The sequence below is a fragment of the Ruegeria sp. YKSF131 genome, assembly GCF_059612645.1.
On record NZ_JBXWQZ010000001.1, the window covers coordinates 128,305 to 151,088 of the forward strand.

The 22,784-nt window shown below is 58.2% G+C and carries 26 protein-coding genes; 14 read left to right on the forward strand and 12 right to left on the reverse strand.

Features of this window, described 5'->3' with window-relative positions:
- Positions 1 to 3: 3 nt before the first annotated feature.
- The 5 genes from AC2FLZ_RS00625 to rpiA form a co-directional block, all read right to left on the reverse strand.
- Positions 4 to 198, reverse strand: a complete 195-nt coding sequence (locus tag AC2FLZ_RS00625; protein WP_496822408.1) for a DUF2065 domain-containing protein — start codon at positions 196 to 198, stop codon at positions 4 to 6.
- The gene (gene hflC, locus AC2FLZ_RS00630) at positions 198 to 1,094 is read right to left on the reverse strand and encodes a protease modulator HflC (protein WP_480476482.1); all 897 of its coding nucleotides are present in this window, start codon (positions 1,092 to 1,094) and stop codon (positions 198 to 200) included. The genes AC2FLZ_RS00625 and hflC overlap by 1 nt, the downstream gene beginning before the upstream one ends.
- Complete coding sequence (hflK, locus tag AC2FLZ_RS00635) at positions 1,094 to 2,236, reverse strand: FtsH protease activity modulator HflK (RefSeq protein WP_480476480.1); 1,143 nt, start codon at positions 2,234 to 2,236, stop codon at positions 1,094 to 1,096. Before hflK ends, hflC begins: the two co-directional genes overlap by 1 nt.
- 72 nt (positions 2,237 to 2,308) lie before the next feature.
- Complete coding sequence (gene gor / locus AC2FLZ_RS00640) at positions 2,309 to 3,667, reverse strand: glutathione-disulfide reductase (RefSeq protein WP_480604143.1); 1,359 nt, start codon at positions 3,665 to 3,667, stop codon at positions 2,309 to 2,311.
- 124 nt (positions 3,668 to 3,791) lie between these two features.
- Positions 3,792 to 4,580 carry a ribose-5-phosphate isomerase RpiA gene (gene rpiA / locus AC2FLZ_RS00645; RefSeq protein ID WP_209504279.1) on the reverse strand — a complete coding sequence of 263 codons (789 nt, stop codon included), beginning with the start codon at positions 4,578 to 4,580 and terminating at the stop codon, positions 3,792 to 3,794.
- Positions 4,581 to 4,747: 167 nt separating this feature from the next.
- Here rpiA and AC2FLZ_RS00650 point away from each other — a divergent pair, with 167 nt between their 5' ends.
- From AC2FLZ_RS00650 to AC2FLZ_RS00665, 4 genes are read left to right on the forward strand one after another with little or no spacing between them, the layout of a single operon-like run.
- On the forward strand, positions 4,748 to 5,449 hold the full coding sequence (locus tag AC2FLZ_RS00650) for a glutathione S-transferase family protein (protein WP_480604141.1): 702 nt from the start codon (positions 4,748 to 4,750) through the stop codon (positions 5,447 to 5,449).
- A gap of 1 nt (position 5,450) precedes the next feature.
- A complete protein-coding gene (locus AC2FLZ_RS00655; protein WP_496881597.1) occupies positions 5,451 to 6,824 on the forward strand; it encodes an L-serine ammonia-lyase in 1,374 nt (457 codons plus the stop codon).
- 20 nt (positions 6,825 to 6,844) lie between these two features.
- Entirely contained in the window at positions 6,845 to 7,261 is a 417-nt protein-coding gene (locus AC2FLZ_RS00660; protein ID WP_496881598.1) for a GFA family protein, read from the forward strand.
- Positions 7,262 to 7,306: 45 nt separating this feature from the next.
- Positions 7,307 to 8,221: a DMT family transporter gene (locus tag AC2FLZ_RS00665; RefSeq protein WP_480624306.1), complete on the forward strand. Its 915-nt coding sequence runs from the start codon at positions 7,307 to 7,309 to the stop codon at positions 8,219 to 8,221.
- On the opposite strand, the gene AC2FLZ_RS00670 is transcribed toward AC2FLZ_RS00665, so the two are convergent.
- Positions 8,166 to 8,873 carry a thiamine diphosphokinase gene (locus tag AC2FLZ_RS00670; protein ID WP_480493467.1) on the reverse strand — a complete coding sequence of 236 codons (708 nt, stop codon included), beginning with the start codon at positions 8,871 to 8,873 and terminating at the stop codon, positions 8,166 to 8,168. The two genes, AC2FLZ_RS00665 and AC2FLZ_RS00670, sit on opposite strands and share 56 nt — an antisense overlap.
- Positions 8,874 to 9,080: 207 nt before the next feature.
- On the opposite strand from AC2FLZ_RS00670, the gene AC2FLZ_RS00675 reads away from it, so the two are divergent.
- Complete coding sequence (locus tag AC2FLZ_RS00675; protein ID WP_496881599.1) at positions 9,081 to 10,700, forward strand: hypothetical protein; 1,620 nt, start codon at positions 9,081 to 9,083, stop codon at positions 10,698 to 10,700.
- Between the two features lie 200 nt (positions 10,701 to 10,900).
- Here AC2FLZ_RS00675 and AC2FLZ_RS00680 read toward each other — a convergent pair whose 3' ends face one another.
- The 5 genes from AC2FLZ_RS00680 to nthA form a co-directional block, all read right to left on the reverse strand.
- Positions 10,901 to 11,137 (reverse strand): DUF2842 domain-containing protein, encoded by a 237-nt coding sequence (locus tag AC2FLZ_RS00680; RefSeq protein WP_496714538.1) that lies wholly within the window; start codon positions 11,135 to 11,137, stop codon positions 10,901 to 10,903.
- Positions 11,137 to 12,432: an adenylosuccinate synthase gene (locus AC2FLZ_RS00685; protein WP_480516578.1), complete on the reverse strand. Its 1,296-nt coding sequence runs from the start codon at positions 12,430 to 12,432 to the stop codon at positions 11,137 to 11,139. Before AC2FLZ_RS00685 ends, AC2FLZ_RS00680 begins: the two co-directional genes overlap by 1 nt.
- Before the next feature lie 215 nt (positions 12,433 to 12,647).
- Positions 12,648 to 12,986: a nitrile hydratase accessory protein gene (locus tag AC2FLZ_RS00690; protein ID WP_496881600.1), complete on the reverse strand. Its 339-nt coding sequence runs from the start codon at positions 12,984 to 12,986 to the stop codon at positions 12,648 to 12,650.
- Positions 12,983 to 13,660 carry a nitrile hydratase subunit beta gene (gene nthB / locus AC2FLZ_RS00695; protein WP_496881601.1) on the reverse strand — a complete coding sequence of 226 codons (678 nt, stop codon included), beginning with the start codon at positions 13,658 to 13,660 and terminating at the stop codon, positions 12,983 to 12,985. Before nthB ends, AC2FLZ_RS00690 begins: the two co-directional genes overlap by 4 nt.
- The gene (gene nthA, locus AC2FLZ_RS00700) at positions 13,657 to 14,271 is read right to left on the reverse strand and encodes a nitrile hydratase subunit alpha (protein ID WP_480476456.1); all 615 of its coding nucleotides are present in this window, start codon (positions 14,269 to 14,271) and stop codon (positions 13,657 to 13,659) included. The genes nthB and nthA overlap by 4 nt, the downstream gene beginning before the upstream one ends.
- Positions 14,272 to 14,421: 150 nt before the next feature.
- Between nthA and secG the strand changes: the two genes are divergently transcribed.
- The 4 genes from secG (at position 14,422) to AC2FLZ_RS00720 (ending at position 18,111) form a co-directional block, all read left to right on the forward strand.
- Positions 14,422 to 14,781 carry a preprotein translocase subunit SecG gene (gene secG, locus AC2FLZ_RS00705; protein ID WP_496881613.1) on the forward strand — a complete coding sequence of 120 codons (360 nt, stop codon included), beginning with the start codon at positions 14,422 to 14,424 and terminating at the stop codon, positions 14,779 to 14,781.
- A 160-nt stretch (positions 14,782 to 14,941) separates the two neighbouring features.
- The gene (pyrG, locus tag AC2FLZ_RS00710; protein WP_480476454.1) at positions 14,942 to 16,585 is read left to right on the forward strand and encodes a CTP synthase; all 1,644 of its coding nucleotides are present in this window, start codon (positions 14,942 to 14,944) and stop codon (positions 16,583 to 16,585) included.
- Between the two features lie 112 nt (positions 16,586 to 16,697).
- Positions 16,698 to 17,180 carry a bacterioferritin gene (locus tag AC2FLZ_RS00715; RefSeq protein WP_496881602.1) on the forward strand — a complete coding sequence of 161 codons (483 nt, stop codon included), beginning with the start codon at positions 16,698 to 16,700 and terminating at the stop codon, positions 17,178 to 17,180.
- A 160-nt stretch (positions 17,181 to 17,340) separates the two neighbouring features.
- A complete protein-coding gene (locus tag AC2FLZ_RS00720) occupies positions 17,341 to 18,111 on the forward strand; it encodes an isocitrate lyase/PEP mutase family protein (protein WP_480554648.1) in 771 nt (256 codons plus the stop codon).
- A 161-nt stretch (positions 18,112 to 18,272) separates the two neighbouring features.
- On the opposite strand, the gene AC2FLZ_RS00725 is transcribed toward AC2FLZ_RS00720, so the two are convergent.
- The gene (locus AC2FLZ_RS00725; protein ID WP_480554646.1) at positions 18,273 to 19,313 is read right to left on the reverse strand and encodes a methyltransferase domain-containing protein; all 1,041 of its coding nucleotides are present in this window, start codon (positions 19,311 to 19,313) and stop codon (positions 18,273 to 18,275) included.
- Between the two features lie 91 nt (positions 19,314 to 19,404).
- On the opposite strand from AC2FLZ_RS00725, the gene AC2FLZ_RS00730 reads away from it, so the two are divergent.
- The 5 genes from AC2FLZ_RS00730 (at position 19,405) to AC2FLZ_RS00750 (ending at position 22,747) form a co-directional block, all read left to right on the forward strand.
- On the forward strand, positions 19,405 to 19,854 hold the full coding sequence (locus AC2FLZ_RS00730) for a tellurite resistance TerB family protein (RefSeq protein WP_209504295.1): 450 nt from the start codon (positions 19,405 to 19,407) through the stop codon (positions 19,852 to 19,854).
- A 20-nt stretch (positions 19,855 to 19,874) separates the two neighbouring features.
- Positions 19,875 to 20,312 (forward strand): tellurite resistance TerB family protein, encoded by a 438-nt coding sequence (locus AC2FLZ_RS00735; RefSeq protein ID WP_480476448.1) that lies wholly within the window; start codon positions 19,875 to 19,877, stop codon positions 20,310 to 20,312.
- Complete coding sequence (locus AC2FLZ_RS00740) at positions 20,309 to 21,058, forward strand: phosphate/phosphite/phosphonate ABC transporter substrate-binding protein (protein ID WP_496881603.1); 750 nt, start codon at positions 20,309 to 20,311, stop codon at positions 21,056 to 21,058. Before AC2FLZ_RS00735 ends, AC2FLZ_RS00740 begins: the two co-directional genes overlap by 4 nt.
- Before the next feature lie 128 nt (positions 21,059 to 21,186).
- Positions 21,187 to 21,963, forward strand: a complete 777-nt coding sequence (locus AC2FLZ_RS00745) for an ABC transporter ATP-binding protein (RefSeq protein WP_209504298.1) — start codon at positions 21,187 to 21,189, stop codon at positions 21,961 to 21,963.
- A 34-nt stretch (positions 21,964 to 21,997) separates the two neighbouring features.
- Positions 21,998 to 22,747: a transporter substrate-binding domain-containing protein gene (locus tag AC2FLZ_RS00750; RefSeq protein WP_480476444.1), complete on the forward strand. Its 750-nt coding sequence runs from the start codon at positions 21,998 to 22,000 to the stop codon at positions 22,745 to 22,747.
- Positions 22,748 to 22,784: the final 37 nt, after the last annotated feature.

The window sequence follows — 22,784 nt, forward strand, 5'->3', positions numbered from 1 at the left end:
CCGTCAAAAGCCCAGTTGATATGCCCCCCAGAGCAGGATCAAACCACTGACAACACAAAGCAACCCGGCCAGACGCCGGGCCTGTAAGGGCATGGCGCGCAGCGCCTCCAGCATCCGTTCGATAAGCGAAGGGGCCAGCGCATAGGCCAGCCCCTCGACAATCAGTACCAGCCCGAAGGCCAGAAGGATCATGCCCATTATTCAGAGACCGGAGCCGCCGGAACACTCCGCCCTGTGGGTGAACCCAGGTAATTGAAAAACTCGGAATCCGGGCTCAACACCAGCGAGCTGTTACCGCCTTGCAGCGCATTCTGATAGGCCGTCAACGAGCGGTAAAATTCAAAGAACTCCGGATCGGCGCTATAAGCTTCGGCAAAGATCGCGTTGCGTTCGGCGTCGGCTTCACCGCGGGTGATCTCAGCCTCACGGCGCGCATCCGACACCAGTTCAACCACAGTCCGGTCAGCCTGCGCGCGCACACGTTGCGCCGCCTCGTTACCACGTGCGCGTTCATCTGTCGCTTCACGTTCCCGCTCGGCCTTCATCCTGTCAAATGTGGCCTCAAGGTTGGCCTGCGGCAAGTCGGTCGCTTTCAGGCGCACGTCGATTACGGTGACGCCTAACGCCTGCGCTTCGGCAATCGCGCTATTTCGAATCCGCAGCATCAAGGCTGCACGGTCCGAGCTGAGGATGTCACGCGAGGAAACCGAACCCAGTACTTCGCGGGTTTCAGCACGCAGAATGCGGTCCAGACGATCCTCGGCCACCGGGATACCACCGACGCCAACGGCCTGACGGAACTGTTCCAGATCAGAAATTCGATAACGCGCAAACGCATCAACCACCAGACGACGATCATCCAGCGGAGTAACTTCCAGCGGGTGGACATCGATGGACAGGATGCGGTTGTCATAGCGCACTACTTCTTGAATCACCGGTATCTTGAACGCCAGACCTGGCTCCTCCTTCACCGCGACAACGCGGCCAAATTGTAAAACTAGAGCACGTTCGCGCTCGTCCACGATGAAAATCGAGGAAAGAACACCGACTACCGCGATGAAAACGATCGGCAAAATAAATGTCGTCTTACGCATCAGTTGCTCTCCCCAGAAGGACTACGGCGCAGCTCATTCAGTGGCAGGTAGGGCACGACGCCCTGCCCTTGTCCACTCGAACTCGGGTCTAGAATGATCTTGTCGACGTCACCCAAAATCTGTTCCATCCGCTCCAAGTACAGACGCTTGCGAGTCACGTCCGGTGCCTTGGAGTATTCTTCCAGAACCGCGCTAAAGCGGCTGGCCTCACCCTGAGCACTATTGATTTGTTGGGCGCGGTACCCTTCAGCCTCTTCCAGAATCTGTGCGGCTTCACCGCGTGCCTCGGCCAGCACACGGTTGGCATAAGCGTCTGCCACGTTCTGCAACCGGTCACGTTCTTGCGCGGCAGCCTGGACATCGCGGAAGGAGGCGATCACGTCCTGTGGCGGGTCGGCTTTGTCAAAGTTGACGCGAATGATGTTCACACCCGAATCGTAGCTGTCCATTGTATCCTGAATCAGCACCTGCAAACGGTCGGCGATTACGCCGCGATCACGGTTAAGGATCGGTGCAAGCTCGCTTTGCGCAATGATCTCACGCATCGCGGATTCGGACACGGCTCGGATCGTCTGGCGCGGATCACGCAGATTAAACAGGTACTTGGCCGGGTCGTTGATGTTCCAGACAACCTGATAATCTATGTCGACCACATTCTCGTCGCCGGTCAGCATCAGGCCATCGTCGCTACCACGCGCGCCACCCATGTCTTCGTTCTGTTCGCGGGTCACCGGAATAACCTCGGCGGTTACAAACGGCCATGGCGCAAAGTTCAGGCCCGGATTGCCGACGGCCGAGAATTCACCCAGAAACAGTTCGACAGACTGTTCTTCGGGTTTGACAGTATAAAAGCTCGCAAGCCCCCAGACTACTGCAGCTGCAACAAGGCCAATCGCAACTGTGCCCTTGGTAAAGGCCGGACCGCCACCGCCCTGACCACCGCTACCGCCACGGCCACCGCCGCCACGGCCGCCCATGAGGACGCGCAGCTGTTCCTGGCCTTTTTTCATCAGTTCATCGATCTCGGGAATATGCGGGCCATCGCTTTCGGGAGGCTTGCGCCCGTTCCCGTTGTTACCCTGATTTCCTCCGCCACCGGATGAGCCTCCGCCCCCCCAGGGGCCGCCGCTGTTGCCCGCCATATGTATCTTTTCCTTCGTTTTGGACCGTGTGATCACGGGTTCCCTTGTAACCTGTGTGCGCGCGCTTGCAAATCAAGCCGTGCGCACAGGTTGCCGCATTGTCACCAGTTCTTCGGCCATGACCGGGTGAACTGCAACCGTGCGGTCAAAATCTTCCTTGGTCGCGCCCATCTTTACGGCGATTCCCGCCAGCTGGATCATCTCGCCGGCACCGGGGGCGACAATATGGCAACCCAGCACCTTGCGCGTGGCCTGAGAGACGATGAGTTTCATCAGTACCCGCTGCGTGCCGCCAGCAAAAGATTTCTGCATCGGCTTGAAAGATGTGGCATAGACCTCGATCGGTTCCTGTTCTGCTGCCTCTTCTTCGCTGAGGCCGACAGTTCCCATCTCGGGCTGAGTGAAGATCGCAGTCGGGATCAATTCGTGATCTACCGGTGTCGGATTGCCTTTGAACACGGTTTCCACAAAGGCCATCCCCTCGCGGATCGCGACCGGGGTCAGGTTCACCCGATCGGTCACATCGCCAATGGCAAATATCGAGGGAACGGCGGTCTGGCTGTATTCATCCACGATGATCTCACCCTTACGACCGCGTTCAACGCCCAAAGCCTCCAACCCAAGGTTATCGGCATTCGGCGCACGGCCCGTGGCATACATCACCACATCAAAACTCTGCTCGGAGCCGTTGGTGGCCTTGACCCAGATCTTGTCGCCTTGCTTTTTCATCTCAAGCACATTGGTGCCCAGATGCAGGTCGATGCCGTTCTGGCACATTTCTTCGCTGATCAGTCCACGCGCCTCGTCATCAAAACCCCGAAGGATCTGTGCGCCGCGATAAAATTGAGTCGTCCTGACCCCCAGCCCGTTCATGATCCCGGCAAATTCACAGGCGATATAACCGCCCCCTACGATCAGGATGCTTTCTGGCAGCTTACCCAGATGGAATATCTCGTTCGACGTAATCGCCAGTTCCGAGCCCGGAAAATCCGGAACAACCGGGCGACCGCCAGTGGCGATCAGAATGTGTTTGGCGGTTTTGCGGGTTCCATCGGTCAGCTCGACCGTGTGGGCATCCACAAGGCGCGCACGCTGGTCAAAGCTTTCGACGCCGTTGTTCTTCAGGATATTGCGATATATCCCTTCCAACCGATCAAGCTCGGCCACCAGCTTGCCGTGGAAAGTGTTCCAGTTGAACGCGCCGGGCTGAATGTCCCAGCCATAGGCCTGCGCATCCCCGACCATGCCCGAGTATTCGCTGGCAAAGACCATCAGCTTCTTTGGCACGCAGCCCCGGATCACACAGGTGCCGCCATACCGGTCTTCTTCGGCCAGCGCGACCTTGGCGCCGGTTTCGCCCGCCGCAACACGCGCCGCGCGGACCCCGCCCGAACCTCCGCCGATGACAAAAAGATCATAGTCAAAGCTCATGCCGGGTTCCTTCGTTCAACTTTCAAAATTCTCTGGATATCTGGGCGTAAAAAAGCCTGTGCCAACCCCCGGCGCGGAAAATTCGAACTTTCATAGCCACTTGCCGAACGGAACTGCACGAAACTCAGTCCGAAAAATCGGAGAACAGATTGTCGCGCGACCCGCTGAGCAGCTGATCCAGTTCGACCGTGCCCGCATTGATATCCCGCAGCTCGACCCGGCCATCGCCATGGCCGATCACGACCTTGTCGCAGATGTCGATGAACAGGCCATTTTCCACAACACCGGGCACCTGGTTCAGGATCAGCGCCATCTGGCGTGGGTTGCCGATGCGCTTGAGGTGCAGGTCAAGGATGTGGTTACCCTCATCCGTTACAAACGGGGCCTCACCATTCATACGCAGCGCCGAGGATGTCCCAAGCACATCCATTGTATCCAGCGCTTCCTCAATCAATGTGCGCGTTGTCTGCCAGCCAAAGGGAATGACCTCGACAGGCAGTGGAAAGGCCCCCAGAGTTTCAACTTCTTTGCCTGCATCGGCGATGACGATCATCTGATCGCTGGCCGTGGCCACAATCTTTTCCTGCAAATGCGCACCGCCGCCCCCCTTGATCAGGTTCAGGTCCTGATCGAACTCATCCGCGCCGTCGATGGTCATGTCCAGCCAACCGGCCTGATCCAGTGAAATGACGTCAATACCAACCTCGCGGGCAAGCTGCGCCGTGCGGGTCGAGGTTGGAACACCCTTAATCCGCAGGCCGTCTTCGCGCACCCGTTCACCCAGACGGCGCACCAGCCAGGCGGCTGTCGATCCTGTGCCAAGGCCCACGCGCATCCCGTCTTCGACCATGTCGGCGGCACGGTACGCGGCAACATATTTCGCGGTGTCGATTGGCGACAGATCTCTGGTCATAGCAGCTTTCCCAGTTTATTCTGACGGAGTTATAGGGAATGCGTCAGGCGACTGCGACCCCATTTTGCGATCCGACAGGCGTTAAGATGTCTCAGGACTACGCGTTTCCTGTCGGAAAAGTCGCAATCATGTCTTACACCCACATCTTTGCGCTGTAAGTTGCGCGCATGTTGACCCCGTACCGCCTGCACTATGCCCCTGACAACGCCTCGCTGGTGATCCGGCTGGCGCTGGACGAGATGGGCGTGGCTTATGAAACGGTGCTGGTGGACCGCCGCCAGAACGAGCAGGACAGCGACGCGTATCGGTCGCTTAATCCCAACGGGCTGATCCCGGTTCTGGAAACGCCGCAGGGCCCGATCTTTGAAACCGCGGCGATCCTGCTTTGGCTGACGGAGCGCCATGGTCAACTTGCCCCGACGGCGGATGATCCTGAACGCGCCGGATTTCTGAAATGGCTGTTTTTTGCGTCCAACACGTTGCATGCGGATCTGCGCATCCTGTTCTACGCTGAAAAATACATAGACGCCTCACAGGCCGACACGCTGCGCGCGGGCATCCGACCCCGGTTGCTGCAGCACCTGCGGCTGCTGGATGCGCTGGCGCAACGCGGGCCTGAGTGGTTTCGCGCAGGTGTCCCATCGGTTCTGACCTATTATGTCGCCTGCATGATGCGCTGGATGGCCCTGTACCCCGTAAGTGCTAACCGTAGCTGGTATCAACTGGCCGACACGCCGCATCTGCAGAAAGTTCTTCTGCACCTTGAGACATGCCCCGCCACCCGTTCGGCAATCGCTGCGGAAGGTTTGGGCGTTACACCTTTCACATCCCCTACTTACGCTAATCCCCCGGAAGGCTCGGCTATCTGATATGTTCCTATCTGTCTTCGATATGTTCAAAGTGGGCATTGGCCCGTCTTCATCGCACACAATGGGCCCGATGGTGGCCGCGGCGCGCTTTTTGGACATGATGCGCGCCTCCCCCTTTGAATTTACAGGCCTGAAAGGATCGTTGCACGGCTCGCTTGCCTTCACCGGTGTCGGTCACGCGACCGATCGGGCGACCATTCTGGGTCTGGCGGGTTTTGTTCCTGACACCTATGACAATGAAAAGGCCGAGGCCGCGCTGGCTGATATCGCCCGCACGCACACGGTCACGCCCGAAGGCCTGCCGACGCTTCATTTCGATCCCAAGGCGGATCTGATCTTTGACTACGACAACAATCTGCCCGGACACGCCAACGGGATGATCCTGATGGCCACCGACGCACAGGGCGATGTGATCCTGCGGCAGGTGTTCTATTCGATCGGCGGCGGCTTTGTCCTGACCGAGGAAGAACTGGCCGAGGGGAAAGACACCGACGAAGGCGACCCGGTCCCGTTCCCGTTCAAATCCGCCGCAGAAATGCTTGAGATGGCCAAATCCAGTGGCAAAAGCATTGCCGGGATGAAGCGCGCGAACGAGATCGCGCGGGGCTGCGCCGACAGTTTCGCGAAAGGCTCGGCCCGCCTGTGGGACGTCATGAATTCCTGTATCGAACGTGGCTTGACCACTGACGGCATCCTTCCGGGCGGGTTGAAAGTGCGCCGCCGCGCGAAAGGCATCTATGATGCGCTGATGGCCGAGCGCGGCATGAACCTGACCGCGCCGCACACGATCAACGACTGGATGAGCGTCTATGCCATGGCGGTCAACGAGGAAAACGCGTCGGGCGGGCAAGTTGTCACCGCGCCCACCAACGGGGCCGCAGGTGTTCTGCCCGCTGTTCTGCGCTATTATCTGGATCACGTACCGGGCGCGTCCGAGAGCCATATCGAGGATTTCTTGCTGACCGCAGCGGCCATTGGTGGATTGGTGAAATACAACGCCTCAATCTCGGGTGCCGAAGCGGGATGTCAGGCCGAAGTTGGCAGCGCGGCCGCCATGGCGGCAGCCGGGCTTTGCGCCGTGATGGGGGGAACCCCCGAACAGGTGGAAAATGCCGCCGAGATCGCGCTGGAGCATCATCTGGGCATGACCTGCGACCCTGTTGCCGGGCTGGTTCAGGTTCCTTGTATCGAACGAAACGGGCTGGGGGCCATCAAAGCGGTCTCAGCGGCCTCGCTGGCCTTGCGCGGGGACGGTCAGCATTTCGTGCCGCTGGACGCGGTGATCGAGACGATGCGCCAGACCGGCCATGACATGCATGAGAAATACAAGGAAACGTCGCTGGGTGGTCTGGCTGTGAACGTACCGAACTGCTGAAACAGAAAGCGAGGGGCGACATGCGTGGACATTGTCTGTGCGGCAAGATCCGGTTCGAGGTCGACCCTCCGGTACTGTCATGCGTCAGCTGCCATTGCGACAGTTGCCGTCGCCAATGCGCAGCGCCGATGACAACGTATTTCGGAGTTCACGATGGCCATTGGCGGTGGACCGGTGAAGAGCCCAAGCGTTTCAACTCCTCTCCCGGTGTCGAGCGCAGCTTCTGCCCGCACTGCGGCACGCCAATGTCCTTCCGTTCAACCGCCATGTCGGATGTGATGCACCTTTTTGTCGCGACACTGGACTCTCCTGACACGCTGGAACCTACGTTGCATGTCGCGCATGAAGAAAAGCTGAAATGGCTGAAATTGGAGGATGGTTTGCCTACCTGCAACGGGCCGGATTACACCAAGGTTCAGCCCCTGGCCGACCGCTGACAACAGCGCTTCCCTCTGCGTCGCGAAACAGTTAGCGTCGCGCTCGTGACTCAGGACAGACCCGTCTTTGGCATCTTTTTGATGCTCGGTTTTTGCGTGCTCGCGCCCTTGGGGGATGCGATGGCGAAGCTGTTGGGCGAGACCACGCCGCTGGGTCTGCTGGTCACGGTGCGTTTCGCGGTGCAAGCGGTGATCCTGATCCCGCTGGTTGCGGTGACGGGGCGACCCTGGCGGATGCGCGGACGGATCCTGCGGCTGACCCTGCTACGGACGCTGCTGCATATCATCGGCATTTCGGCCATGTTCAGCGCGCTGCAATTCCTGCCCTTGGCGGACGCCGTTGCTATTGCTTTCGTCATGCCATTCATCATGCTGCTGCTGGGCAAATATGTTCTGGAGGAAGAGGTCGGTTCCCGCCGTCTTGCCGCCTGCATTGTCGGGTTCATCGGCACATTGCTGGTCATTCAACCCAGCTTTGCCGAGGTGGGTGCACCTGCGTTGCTGCCACTGATCGTTGCCGTAGTCTTTGCCTTGTTCATGCTGGTCACACGGCAAGTCGCGAAAGAGACCGATCCGGTGTCGTTGCAAGCCGTGTCCGGCGTATTTGCGACAGTCCTTCTGGCTCCGATCCTTCTGATTGGCACGCAAATGAACATTCAAGAGCTCTCGATGACCCTGCCGTCCAGCGACCTGAACTGGCTGCTGATTGCGATCGGGGTGTTGGGTACGGTCGCCCATCTGCTGATGACTTGGTCGCTGCGCTATGCGCCCTCTGCTACACTGGCCCCGATGCAATATCTGGAAATCCCGGTTGCAACCCTGATCGGATGGGTGATCTTCAGCGACCTGCCCGACGGATTGGCTGCAGTTGGCATCGTCATTACCATTGCCGCAGGCCTGTACGTCATTCTGCGCGAGCGGGCCAGCGCCCGGTCTGCCCCGACAGAAACACCTGCATAAGCGGATCGAGTGCAGCGCGCGGGATCATCACCAGCAAGCCCGGCCCATCCATCTTCAGCTCGACAGGTGCCAGTGCGCGGTTGGACGTTCCCACCTGCCCGTCCGGCCGAAAGGCCAGATCGTCAATCGGCCATTCCAGCCCGGTACTACGCCCCGTCACTGACTGCATCGGAAACAGCGAGACCACATCGCCGGGCGCAACCGGCAGCTTGATCTCTGGCGGTGCGTGAAAAACCAACTCACGTTCGCCCAGCAATATGCAGGCCTGATCCTGCCGTCGGACCAGAACATTCAGAACGGCCAGTTGATGATCAAGCCGCCCGCCAAGAAACCCTGCCCCCAGAACCAGCGGAGCGTGCAGATTGCGCAGAGCCTTGTCGAAATCGGTACTGTCCTGTTCGCGGATGGCAAACAGGCGATCCGCGGGAATTTTTGCTTGCGTCGCTTGGCTCAGCGAATCGAAGTCACCAATCACCGCATCGGGAATCCGGCCTGATTCTGTCAAAACGTCCGCTCCGCCATCGGCGGCAACGACCGAATTGACGCGATTCAGCACCAGATTCAGGTCTCCATATCCGATAAATCCCCCTCCGAACAACCCAATTGGATCGGCAGAGCGTACAATTGGCTTGATTTTCCTAAGATTGGCCATTTTTCCCGGATTTGGACACATTAAGACCACAAAATGATAGGTTCATGCATAAAGTTCAGAGCCTTCGTGTGCTCCCGATTCCGGGTAAGTGGGCTCTCGTAGTTTGTAAAGGACGTGCGTCTGATGGTACAGAATAACAAGGTATTAACCGTTTCATATGGAACCTTCTCCTGCACTTTGGAAGGATTTGATGATTCCTTTGAAACGATGAAAGCCATCGCCGAGTATTTCCGCGATCTCGCAGCGGATGACCGTTACTTCGGCTCGGAACCCCCGCAACCGGATGCCGAAATGCTGACCCGCATCGCCCGGCGCGATGCATCACAGCGCGTCGAAGCCCGTCAGAACGAATCCGGCCTGTTGCTGCGCGCCACTCAGACCACCGAAACTCCTGTCGCTGCTGAAGAACCGGCCCCGCACACGGCCGCTATCAAGGCTGCCGAAACTCCCACTCATGTTCAGCCGCAACCGGCCCCCGCGCAGACCGGGTTCGCCGAAGCGGAACCTGTCGCGGACACCCCGCCACCGGCTGCTGACAGCATCGCGGCGAAACTGCAACGCATTCGCGCGGTCGTCTCTCATTCCGACGTGCCCGCTGCCGAGTATTCCGAAGACGAAGAGTCGCCGCTGCTGGCCAATACCGCCCCCCCGGTAGATGCTGTGGCCGCTGCGTTTGAGGCCGGTGCGCTCAGCGCAGAAGACTTTGCCGAACCCACAGAGCCTGAATCCCAGGAAACCGAAGAGCCCGCGGCACCTGCGATTGATGAGTTGCAGGATCAGGAAGCTGAAGAACCGCAAGCGGCTGAGACAGCAGAAGCGCTGATCCCCGAAGGTGCTGAAACTCAGATCGAAGAAACCGTTGACTTGCAGGCGCCCCTGACCCCCCAGCCCCTGCATATCGACGAAATCGAAGACGCGCCGGTGGCGGATCAGTCCGCTGCCGAGCCTTTGTTCGCTGATCTTGAAGACGTTGCCGAAGACGATTTCGACGAAGAAGATGCCCCCAACATCCTCAACGTTGAAGACGTAGCAATTGAATCCGACGATGAACCGGTCGAGGAAGACCTGACGCAGGGTGTATTGACGGCAGAAGACGAAATGCACCTGTTGACCGAAATTTCCGAGATCGAACAGCACCTGTCCGGTCGTTCGAGCCAAAAACTGGCTGACGATGCGGATCCCGATCAGGATATGTCGCGCCTGATGGCAAAGACCGGCGAGCATATGGATGACCCCAGCAGCAGCGATGCGCGCGAAACCTATTCGCACCTGCGCACCGCCGTCGCAGCCACCGAAGCCGACCGCGACGGTCAGGCGCGCTCGAAAGAGGCGGCCGACCGGGAATACCGCGGCGATCTGGCATCCGTGGTCAGCCCACGGCGACCCGAAATCAAGGTAACCAGCATGCGTCCGGCACCGGAAGCTCCGGCGCCACTCAAGCTGGTGGCCGAGCAGCGCGTGGATGAACACGGAACATCCGCAAGTCCGGTCTTGCCACGTCGCGTCACTACAGACCAGGAAGCAACCGGATCAGAGGAAGGCGGTTTTGCACAGTTTGCACAGGAACAGGGTGCGCAATCGCTGCCTGATCTTCTGGAAGCGGCTGCCGCCTATCTGTCCTTCATCGAAGGTCAGGAGCAGTTTTCGCGCCCGCAGCTGATGAACAAGGTGCGTTCGCTGAAACAAGACGAGTTCAATCGCGAAGAAAGCCTGCGTTCTTTTGGGCAGTTGCTGCGCGATGGTAAAATCGAGAAAGCCGGAGGCGGGCGTTTCGCGGCGTCCAACCTGATCGGTTTTCGCCCCGATGACGAGCGTGCCGTAGGCTGATCACGCTTGAAGGTTATCAATCAAGGCCGGGTTTACCCCCGGCCTTTTTGCTTTTGGCCATTGGACCAAACGCCCGTCCTGAATGACAAAGCCCGAACGTTTCGACTGTTACCAGACGGTCGTCACCAAAGCGCCGAGGACCACGCGTTTTCCCGCACGGCACTCAGCAGGCCCGGTCATTTACACGTACCTCACGAGCGCTAGGACTGATCGGGGTCTTCTTTACCGACGCCGCGAAACACGAACTTGAACGGCAGGGCCCAAAGGATGCCCAGCACGATATAAACCAGCAACTCAATCCAGATCGGAGGACGCCCCAGCAAGTTCACGATCGTCACCACGGCGATGATGTACAGCGGAAGGCCAAGCACAAGGATCACCAGCGACCAGCGCCGGCGTGCCTTGTAACTCAACCCTTTCTTCTGTTTCTCGCGCATCAGTCAGCAAAGGGGTCCGTCACCAGAATGGTGTCGTCCCGCTCCGGGCTTGTGGACAAAAGCGCAACCGGGCATTCGATCAGTTCTTCGACCCGACGCACATATTTGATCGCATTTGCAGGTAAATCCGCCCAGCTGCGCGCGCCTTCGGTCGATTCGCTCCACCCCGGCATTTCTTCATAAATCGGGGTACAGCGGGCTTGCTGATCAGCAGCGGTCGGAAGGTAATCCAAACGTTCGCCATCCAGCTCATACCCGGTACAGATCTTAAGTGTCTCAAACCCGTCCAGAACATCCAGCTTGGTCAGCGAAATACCGTTCACGCCGCTGGTTGCGCAGGTCTGGCGCACCAGACAGGCGTCGAACCATCCGCAGCGGCGCTTGCGGCCTGTTGTCGTGCCGAATTCGTGCCCGCGTTCACCCAGACGCTGACCGTCTGCGTCTTCCAACTCGGTCGGGAACGGCCCTTCTCCAACACGGGTGGTATAGGCCTTAACAATGCCAAGCACGAAATTGATCGAGCCTGGGCCGATACCAACACCGGTTGCCGCCTGCCCCGCAATCACGTTTGACGACGTCACAAAGGGATAGGTGCCGAAATCGATATCCAGCAGCGCGCCCTGCGCCCCTTCAAACAGGATGCGTTTCCCGGCCTTGCGCTTTTCGTTCAGCACTTTCCAGACGGGAGCTGCAAACGGCAGAATTTGTTGCGCGATCTCTTTGAGTTGAGCAATCAGCGCGTCGCGGTCAACCGGCTCGATACCCAGACCCTTGCGCAACGGATCGTGATGTTGCAATGCGCGGTCCACGCGGGCCTCCAGCGTGGCTTCGTCCGCCAGATCGGCAACGCGAACAGAACGCCGCCCAACCTTGTCTTCATAGGCCGGGCCAATTCCGCGACCGGTTGTTCCGATCTTGGTGCCTTTGCTCGCAGCTTCCTCGCGCGCACGGTCCAGCTCGCCATGAATGGGCAGAATCAATGGCGTGTTTTCAGCGATCATCAGCGTCTCAGGAGTGATCTCAACACCCTGCGCCCGGATGGTTGCGATCTCATTGACCAGATGCCAGGGGTCCAGAACCACGCCGTTGCCAATAACGCTCAACTTGCCGCCGCGTACCACGCCCGAAGGAAGCGCGTGCAGCTTATAAACCTCACCGTCGATCACCAGCGTATGACCGGCATTGTGACCGCCCTGAAAACGCGCGATTACGTCCGCCCTTTCGCTGAGCCAGTCGACAATCTTGCCTTTTCCTTCGTCGCCCCATTGGGCGCCGACAACAACCACGTTGGCCATATCCGGTCCTTTTCGTGCTGAGTGATCAAACCCGGCTCATATAGCGGGGCAAAAACGGCAGGGAAACCGATATTTCGCCGCAGAGGAAAATCGGGCTCGCGCGCGATGCCTCCAGCGGGGATATTTGTAGCCAGATGAAGAGTGGATCCCCTGCTTCACCTGGCTGTAAATATCCCGGGGGAGGCGCCCGGAACGGGCGGCGGGGGCAGAGCCCCCTAACCCTGTCGCCGTAAGTGGACAGGTTGCCCATGCGGAGTGGTCAGGTAAGCCTCTTCCCAGGCCTTATGCAGATCAAGCACATCTTTCGGCCTTGCAGCGCCCTGTTCGGCCAGCAATGCCTCAAGCGTTTCCAGCCATGCGTGGAAGTAATCGTCACCGCCATCCAATTCCCGGGCAAGCCCATTGTGTTTCAATGTCGCTGAAAAGCGCGCCGCCCAATCCGCCCACTCGAACCGCCCAGCCTCGTTCAGCGCGACGGTGACGGCAAAGACCTGAGCGTGCCAGGGCTCAGCAAAAACCGGCTCGGGGGCTCCGTATGTGATACAGTCGTTCATGCCGGTTGCAGGTAGCTTTGCCAGAGGTCCAGAACCACCTGGTCAGCGGGATGTTCGGGGGCGGCCCAGAGTTCTGATGCCGCAAAGACCACTGCATAAATCGGCTCTGGCGCCTCACCCAACCCATGCGCATTGGAATCGGGCAGAACATGGGTTCCGTGCAGGCGCAGGATTCGGCCCCTGGCACCGGATGCATAGACAGGCAGGCGCGTGTGACCTCCATCCACGAGGCGATTTGCTGTCGGCCGGACCGTGACAACCTCTTGCCCCACAGAATACAGCGCCGCGACATTGGAAGGCCTGTCCGCAGGCCCGCCTTTGGCCAGCGCAGCGGACACCGCTTCGGCCTTGAGCGCTCTGTCTGCAAAGGGGTGCGGATTGTCGCCGCTCACGCCACGCAGATCATCCAATGTCAGAACACCCTTTTCGACCAGCAGATCGGCCAGACCGGATATCCATTTCTCATAATACGAAAACCGGGTGTAATCCTTCGGAGACAAGCGTTCGCGCGCGTGGCGCGAAACGTCGATGTTCCACTGCCCCAGAAACCCGGATGCAAGTGTCACCGCAAGAGCGCGGGCGTGCCAGTCTTCGGCAAAAACAGGCGCGTCCTCTGCCTCGGGGTGTATCGGACCATCACCGAAACGGCCTCCCATATCGTGAACGCGGGTCATGATGGCACCTTGGGAAGGCCCGTGCCGATCATGCTGTCGCGCGTCACAAGCGCAGCAAGCTCATCTTCGCTCATTCCGTCTGTGCCTTCAGGGCGCATGGGCAAGACGAGATAGCGAATCTCGGCCGTCGAATCCCAAACCCGTACAGAGGTGTCTTGGGGCAAGGTGACGCCGAATTCGGCCAACACCTTGCGCGGTTCTCGCACTGCGCGGGCTCGGTAGGCGTCGGATTTGTACCATCCGGGCGGGATACCCAGCAGCGGCCAAGGGTAACAGCTGCACAGGGTGCAGACGACCATATTGTGCCGGTCCGGTGTATTCTCGACCACCACCATATGTTCGCCCTGGCGGCCATAGTAGCCAAGGTCCGCTACGACCGGAGTGGCGTCTTCAAGCAGGGCAGCTTTGAAGGCAGGGTCGCTCCAGGCTTTGGCAACGACGCGCGCGCCGTTTTGCGGCCCGATCCTGTTCTGATAAGTGTCGATGATCTCATCCAGAGCCGCCGGATCGATCAGCCCTTTGCGGGTCAGAATCGTCTCGAGCGCTTTGACGCGCAATGCGGGTTCAGGTGGCAACAGGGCATGCGGGTGGTCGTGATCGTCATGTGGCATGGCCGCAGCCTGCGTCACAAATCAACACACTGTCCAGTCCCTTTGACGTGATGGGATACATCAAAGAAGTTGATGCCAACTCCTGACTTGCCCCCGCTGGCAAACTTGCATAAGTACCACGCGATACACGCCACGCTGTACAGGACCACCATGGAAAACGTCGTTCTCATTATCCATCTTCTTCTGGCTCTGGGCCTGATCGCCGTTGTCCTGATGCAGCGGTCTGAAGGCGGTGGCCTGGGTATGGGTGGTGGCGGTGCCATGGCCGGTCGCGCAGCAGCGACGGCATTGGGCAAGCTGACGTGGATTCTGGCGGCCTGTTTCATCGTCACCTCGATCACGCTGACCATTCTTGCGGCTCAGAAATCTTCGGGCAGCTCGGTAATCGACCGTCTGGGCGCTCCGGCACCGGCTTCGACCGAGGAAAGCGCACCGGCGATTCCGTCGGTTGATGATCTTTTGCCGCCGGCACAGGACGACAACGCGCCTCTGATCCCGCAGGCGGATTGATCCACAAAACCTAGAAACATGAAAGAGGACTGCAACAGCATCTTGCGGTTCTCTTGCGCTTTTGGCGCGAATCCTTTATACGTGAAGTCCCGTGATGCAGCGGTTTTTCGGAACCGCCGGGCAGCTGATTTTGACGTCTCACGGGAGCAGCCGAAAAACTATGGCACGTTTTATTTTCATCACCGGTGGTGTGGTTTCGTCCTTGGGCAAAGGGCTGGCTTCGGCAGCTTTGGGCGCTTTGTTGCAGGCCCGCGGTTATTCGGTGCGTCTGCGCAAGCTGGACCCCTATCTGAACGTCGATCCCGGCACGATGTCGCCCTTTGAGCATGGCGAAGTGTTTGTCACCGATGATGGCGCCGAGACCGATCTGGACCTTGGCCATTACGAACGGTTCACCGGTGTCGCAGCGCGCAAGACCGACTCGGTCAGTTCCGGGCGGATTTATTCAAACGTGCTCGAGAAAGAACGCCGCGGCGATTACCTTGGCAAGACCATTCAGGTGATCCCGCACGTCACCAACGAGATCAAGGATTTCATCGCCATCGGCGAGGATGAGGTTGATTTCATGCTGTGTGAGATTGGCGGTACCGTGGGTGACATCGAAGGCCTGCCCTTCTTTGAAGCCATCCGACAGTTCAGTCAGGACAAACCGCGCGGCCAGTGTATCTTTATGCATCTGACGTTGCTGCCCTACATCAAAGCGTCGGGTGAGTTGAAAACCAAGCCTACCCAGCACTCGGTGAAAGAACTGCGCTCGATCGGTCTGGCCCCCGATATTCTGGTCTGCCGGTCCGAAGGGCCGATCCCGACCAAGGAACGGGAAAAGCTTGCCCTGTTCTGTAACGTGCGTCCGGACAGCGTGATCGCGGCGCAGGACCTGTCCACCATTTACGACGCGCCGCTGGCCTATCACCGCGAGGGGCTGGACCAGGCCGTTCTGGATGCCTTCCAGATCAGCCCCGCCCCCAAACCTGATCTGGCCAAATGGGAAGATGTCAGCGACCGCATCCACAACGCCGAAGGCGAAGTGAAAGTGGCCATTGTCGGCAAATACACGCAGCTTGAAGACGCCTATAAGTCGATTGCCGAGGCGCTGACCCATGGCGGTATGGCCAACCGTGTGAAGGTCAAGATCGAGTGGGTGGATGCCGAAGTTTTCGACACCGAAGACGCAGCTCCGTATCTGGAAGGCTTCCACGCCATCCTCGTCCCCGGTGGTTTTGGCGAGCGTGGCACCGAAGGCAAGATCAAGGCGGCGCAATATGCGCGCGAGCACAAAGTCCCCTATCTGGGCATTTGTCTTGGCATGCAGATGGCGGTGATCGAGGCAGCGCGGAACGTTGCGGGTATTACCGAAGCCGGGTCCGAGGAATTCGACCATGAGGCCGGGAAGAAACGGTTTGAACCGGTGGTCTATCACCTCAAAGAGTGGGTACAGGGCAACCACAAGGTCGAGCGCAAGGTCGGCGACGACAAGGGCGGCACAATGCGCCTTGGGGCTTACAACGCAGTATTGGCGGATGGATCCAAAGTGGCCGAGGTTTATGGCGGCACGCAGATCGAGGAACGACACCGTCACCGCTATGAAGTGGACATCAAGTATCGCGACAAGCTTGAAAAAGCGGGCCTGAAGTTTTCGGGCATGTCGCCGGACGGACGTCTGCCCGAAATCGTGGAATGGGCGGATCATCCGTGGTTCATCGGCGTTCAGTACCACCCGGAACTGAAGTCCAAGCCGTTTGACCCGCATCCGCTGTTTCGCGATTTTGTGCGGGCCGCGAAAGACACCTCGCGCCTGGTCTAATCTCTGACTGTGTCGGACTGTCACCCCACGTTGTTTCGTGGGGGCTGACCTCTTAACTGTGTGGAGAGGCAGGTTTTCTGCTTTTGCATTTCACGGTTTCAGGAGATTTCCGATGAGCAACGCAACAACGATCACCAACCTTCAGCAAGCGCTTCACATGGAGCTTACTGCCGCGCACCAATACCAGTTGCACGCACACGTACTGGACGACTGGGGCCTTGATATTCTGGCCGATAAAATGCGGGGCGAGATGCAGGAAGAGCTGGTGCATTCTGACGCCTTTATCGAACGTATCCTGTTTCTGGGTGGAACCCCCGAGCTTGCGTTTCAAAAAAGCCCGGCCGCAGCGGGCACACTGGAAGAAATGTTCGCGTCTGATCTCAAAGACGAGAGTGAGGCCGTCGATTTCTACACCAATGCAGCGCAACAGGCGGCCGAAGTCGGTGATGTTGGTTCGCGTACATTGTTCGAACGTATCCTGATGGAAGAAGAAGGTCATAAAGCCTGGCTGGAGACACAGCTGAGCCTGCTGCAACGTCTTGGCGAATCTGCGTTTAGCGCGAAATTCGTCTCTGGCGCTGCGGGCGAAGCCTGAGGCCTTGGTTTCAAACCGGTGGATGTCACAGGTACTTTGCACAGCTGACGCAATCTGTGCCTGTGCCGTCACCTCAAAGTGACCTGTCTGGGTGCAAAAACTCTGGCCGGGTCATTTTCACAGCGTTAGCTGTAGGATACGCGACAACAGGAGAGTTCCGATGACCAGCCAGTCCCAGAAAGCCGTGACCTTTACCAGCCTTCACAAGAAAGGCGATCCTGTCATTCTGTTCAATATCTGGGACGCTGGCAGCGCTGGCGCTGTTCGGGACGCTGGTGCCCAGGCCATCGCGACCGGCAGTGCCCCTGTTGCCATGGCGCAGGGCTATGGCGACGGGCAGAACATTCCACTTGAGGCCGCGTTGGACAATGCACGCCGCATCGTTGCAGCGGTTGACTTGCCCGTAACACTGGATTTCGAGGGCGCTTATGCCGAAGACCCGCAAGGGATCGCGCAAAACGTTCAGCGCGCGCTGGACTGCGGTGTTGTTGGTTTCAACTTTGAAGACCAGATCATAGGTGGAGACGGCCTCTTTGACATCGCCACTCAGGCCAAACGTGTTGAAGCGATGTGCGACGCCTGCGCGCGCGCAGGCATTCCCGCCTATGTCAATGCGCGCACAGATATCTTCCTGAAGGCAGCAGCGGACACCCATGACGACACGATGCTGGATGAGGCCATTGCCCGTGCCAATGCCTATGCTGATGCAGGTGCCAGCGGATTCTTTGCACCTGGGCTAAAGAACGAAGCCCTGATCGCCCGGCTTTGCGAATCCACGGCCTTACCGGTCAATATCATCGCCCTGCCCGGCACGCCGGATACGCCCACCCTGGCAAAACTGGGGGTTGCGCGGATCAGCTACGGTCCGGTTCCCTATCGCCAAATGCTGGCCTGGTTGCAAACCGCAGCCAAAGAGGCCCTGACCTGGTAATCACGTCAAAAGCCTGACCGAAGCCATTTCACCGGATCCTGAGTGATCTGGGTGGTAATTTATCTTCAAAGTTGGCTAGGGTTTTCATTGAAAATCCCCGACCAACTAAACCGATCAAGACACCTGAATCCCCGTAAACCCTGACTGGTCGAAAGATAACGTTAAGTTTTTGAACGCCTTTTTTTAAGGCGCCGATAGTTCATATTCCGAAGTATCTGACCAATTTTGGATCCTCGTAATTGATACCTTTTGCCGCCGGGAAACAACGCCAACTTTCCATGAACAGCACCGAACTGTGTTACACGCCAGCCCTGATCCTTCCAGACCCGGTGCAGAAGCTCCAATCGAACATCTGCGTAATCTTCGGCATTCAAAACCTGAACGTCTTGCGCTGGCTTACGCATCACGACCATGAATTCGATACCCTTGGGTTCCTGCACGTCTTCGATTTGCAAAGATGTCAAGCCCAAGTATTGGCAGTCTTGCAGCATCAAGCGCAGCGAACTGGGTGTCATAACAGTGCAATGAGCATCCTGATAAGGAGATTCTGGCGTTGTTTGCTGCCACTGTTCCCACAAAACAGCGGGATCAAATTGCAGTCTGTGAAGTTCAGGTGGTGTTTGATGGTTAACAGGCTTGAACTCTGCGCCGCAGGCCTCACGGGAGAGAACGTAACGCGAGTCAAAAACCTGCTTTTCTGTCGGTTTCTTGCGATCTTCCCGGTAGGCTTCAAGCCATTCTGACGTAGTTGTCGGGGGGCGGAAATGGTCGAAACATAACCGCCCATCCGGTACGATCATGATCAAGCGCCCCCCTGACTTCAGTAGCGCCTCACAAGCTTGAAGAAATTTGATCGGATTCGGCAAATGTTCAAAATTATGGGAACTATATATATAATCGAAACTGCCATGTTCGTCTTTTGGCACAACTGAACCCAACTCGGTGGCGCTGCCGACGAAGTCTATCTCCTCTATTAGGCCGTAACTATCAGGGTTAATTGTGTCATTTCCCTCCGCCGACGCCAAAAGTTCTTGCGCGGTCAGTACGTCTGCTATTTTGACATTGTAGCCTTCAGCTTTCGAAACGAGCGGATTGAACCAAGGTGCGATTTCCAGCCCCTTGTCTGATTTACTGATCCCCATTGCACCAGGTAAACGCGGTATCATCTGAAACTTCCTTTCAAATACAACTTTATCGTGCACAGGTCCGACACGGCGCTGGATACATGCAATACTGTATCAAGACCAGCATTTCGTGCTTGGCCGATCACGACCTGTCGTCTAGGTGTTTGTTATGTTGAAAAGGTTCTTTAAGGCGCTCAGACCGCCTCATCATGAACAGTTGCCGGACCCGGATGCAGAACTTGCTCTGGGCGCCCTCATGGTGCGCGTCGCGCAGGCAGATCGCGATTACAAGCTGGAAGAGATCAGTCTGATCGACAAGATACTGGCCCGTCTGTACCAGCATAACGCGATTGAGGCAGCCAAGGTGCGTGCCACCTGTGAAAAACTCCATGCTGCGGCACCGGAAACAGATACGTTCGGCAAACTGATCCGGGAAACCACGGATCTGAAAGAGCGGCTGGCAGCCCTTGACGCGTTGTGGGAAATCGTTCTGGCGGATGGCAGTTCGGACGAGGGCGAGATAAAGATCGTCGAAGAAGCCCGCATTGCCATGGGCCTGAGCTACAATGACAGTCAGGCAGCGCGCGAGCGCGTCCAAAGCCGCTTGGATGTGAGTTAAGCGCCCGCTATATCTTACCCATGTTCAGTGACTTTCTTTCCAGGCTCACACAGCCCAAGCCCGACCCGCTTGTCGAAGATGATGCCCGCCTGGCCCTGACGGCCCTGCTGGTGCGTCTGGCACGATCTGACAACGATTATTCTGCCTCAGAAATGTCGCGCATCGACCGCATATCGGCAGAACGATACGGTTTGTCCCCATTCGAAAGCGCGGCTTTGCGCGCCCGTGCCGAAGATCTGGAGGCTGAAGCCCCCGACACGGTCCGTTTTACCCGCGCCATCAAGGAAGCAGTCGCTTATGAAAACCGGCTGGCGGTGGTTCAGGCGCTGTGGTCAGTGGCCCTGGCTGATGGCCACCGCACGGGTGAGGAGGACTCGCTGCTGCGTCTGGTTGTCAGCCTGCTGGGGGTCAGCGACGTGGATTCGGCTTTGGCCCGGCAAAAGGCCGCCAAATCTTGATAGCCATGCTTGGCATGTACGACATGCCCGAGGTTCAGGCCGCCAATGGTCGGTTCTGGGGGTTGATTCGCACGAATCTGGGTTACGGGCCAGAACAGCTGACCCGAGACGCCGATGTTTGGCAGGTTTGGCTTGATCCCGATCTGGTGCTGGCACAGACCTGTGGAATGCCCTATCGCACACGCTTGCATGGTCGTGTTCAACTGGTGGGCACCCCGGATTACGGCCTGCCCGGTTGCCCTGCCGGGCATTATTGCTCGGTCTTTGTGGCGCGGCGCGACGACGACCGCACGCTGGCGGGAATGACTGACGGTATCTTCGCATATAACGAAGCATTGTCCCAATCCGGCTGGGCGGCACCCATCACGCATTTATCCCGGGAGAACCTGTATCCTGCGTCGTTGTTGGAGACAGGCGGTCACGCGCTGTCAGCGCAGGCGGTCTCGGAGGGGAAGGCAGATTTCGCGGCGCTGGATGCGTTGACCTGGATGATGTTGCAAGAACATACCGATCTGGGCGAAAGCCTGCGCGAACTGGCAAAAACCGCTTTTACACCGACCCTGCCCTATATTACCGGACCCGACCAAAACGCGGATCTGGTCGCAGACGCAGTTCGGGCAGCAATAGAAAACCTTGCCGAACACGACCGCAAAACGCTGCACATTCAGGGGCTGATCGACATCCCGGCGGAGGAGTACCTGTCCGTACCGACCCCGCCACCGCCATGCGCCCAGCGGATAATCTGATGGCCAAATTGTCGGGTGCATTTGGTCAATTTGACAGTTTCCGACCCTGAATTTGCGAATTGCGCATTGCATTGAGCAAATTTTTCGGCCCTAGTACCGCACCAACACCACAAACTACTGGACTGCCCGTGACAGAAACCGCTCCCGTCATCGAAATCAAAAACCTTCACAAAAGCTTCGGCAATCTGGAAGTGTTGAAGGGGGTGGACATCACAGCGCATGGCGGCGACGTGGTCTCGTTGATCGGGTCATCGGGGTCAGGAAAATCAACTTTGCTGCGCTGCTGCAATCTGTTGGAAGACAGCCAGCAGGGCGAAATCCTGTTCAAAGGCGAACCTGTCAAATGGTCGGGCGATAGCCATGGGCGCCGCCCCGCGGACCCCAAGCAGGTCCTGCGCATCCGCACCAACCTGTCGATGGTGTTTCAGCAGTTCAATCTGTGGGCGCATATGACCATCCTGCAAAATGTCATGGAAGCCCCCGTGACCGTTCTGGGCCGCGACAAGGCCGAAGTGGAAGACAGCGCGCGCAAATACCTTGAGAAAGTTGGCATTGGCGACAAATGCGACGCCTATCCGGCGCAATTGTCCGGCGGTCAGCAACAGCGCGCCGCTATCGCGCGGGGGCTGTGCATGGAACCACAGGCGCTGTTGTTCGACGAACCGACCTCGGCGCTGGATCCCGAACTGGAACAGGAAGTGATCAAGGTGATCAAGGATCTGGCAGCCGAAGGGCGCACCATGATCATCGTGACTCATGACATGAAAATGGCGGCAGATATCTCGAGCCACGTGGTATTTCTTCATCAGGGCCTGATCGAGGAAGAAGGTTTGCCCGAAGATATCTTTACGTCACCCGAATCCGAGCGGCTTCGGGGCTTTCTCTCCGCCACTCAGGCGGCTTAACTTCAAGAACAGAACCAAAACTGGGGAGTAACCAATGAAAAACCTGATTCTGTCCACTGCGGCCCTGGCGCTGACTGCTGGTATCGCCATGGCCGACACGATCCGCATGGGCACCGAGGGCGCCTACCCTCCGTACAACTTCATCAACGATGCAGGTGAAATCGACGGGTTCGAGCGTGAAGTCGGCGACGAGCTGTGCAAACGCGCCAACCTGGAGTGTGAATGGGTCAAGAACGACTGGGATTCGATCATTCCGAACCTGGTCTCGGGCAACTACGACACCATCATCGCCGGTATGTCGATCACAGCCGAACGTGATGAGGTCATCGACTTTACCCAAGACTATTACCCGCCGACCGCTTCGGCCTATGTTGCGACCTCTGACTCGGCAGACGTAACTGGTGGTGTCGTTGCGGCGCAAACCGCCACGATCCAGGCAGGCCACGTTGCCGAATCCGGTGCAACCCTGGTCGAATTCGCGACCCCGGAAGAAACCATTGCAGCTGTCCGTAACGGCGAAGCCGATGCAGTTCTGGCCGACCGCGACTATCTGGTGCCGCTGGTCGAGGAATCGGGCGGTGAGCTGGTCTTTGTCGGCGATCCGGTTCCGCTGGGCGGCGGCGTCGGCATGGGCCTGCGTGAAAGCGACGGTGAACTGCGCGGCAAGTTCGACGAAGCCATCACTTCGATGAAAGCCGACGGCACGCTGAACGAGATGCTGATCAAGTGGTTCGGTGAAGGCACCGCCACATACGGTACTGACGGTTCGGTCGTCACCAACTAAGACCTGACCAATCCCGGTCCGGTGCCTCGGCACCGGG